Origin of the sequence: Adlercreutzia sp. DFI.6.23 (assembly GCF_024462535.1) — a bacterium.
Taxonomy (GTDB): Bacteria; Actinomycetota; Coriobacteriia; order Coriobacteriales; family Eggerthellaceae; genus Adlercreutzia; species Adlercreutzia rubneri.
In genome coordinates this window covers 1-292 of the sequence record NZ_JANGBP010000695.1, presented here as the reverse complement: position 1 = coordinate 292, position 292 = coordinate 1, and the positions used below count along the sequence as shown (strand labels likewise).

Sequence of the window (292 nt, the reverse complement as noted above, 5' to 3'; positions counted from 1 at the left end):
TCCCGCGCGACAAAAAGAGCCAAAATCGCGATAACCGGAATCGCCCCCAACACCGAAGCGCTTTGGGCCTCGTGGTTGCCCAAAAGCACACTGGCAAAGCTCTCATAAAAATCCGCCGTCTGGAGGAAGGCGATATCCCGTACGATGCCAACGCGACCCATGGAGGTAAGAGTGATGAACATCGGTATCGTTGAAAATCCGACCAATGCAAATGCGGCGAGGAGGCAGAGGGCAAACTTGCCGGCCAGTAAAGCGAAATCTCCCATGGAACGCTCGCGAGGGTAAGCAAAAT

1 protein-coding gene is annotated in these 292 nt (G+C 54.5%); it reads right to left on the bottom strand.

The features are described from left to right. Window positions 1-266: hypothetical protein (locus NE591_RS15095; protein ID WP_256157083.1), on the bottom strand; the 266-nt coding region annotated here is incomplete at its 3' end. Between the last annotated feature and the right edge of the window lie 26 nt (window positions 267-292).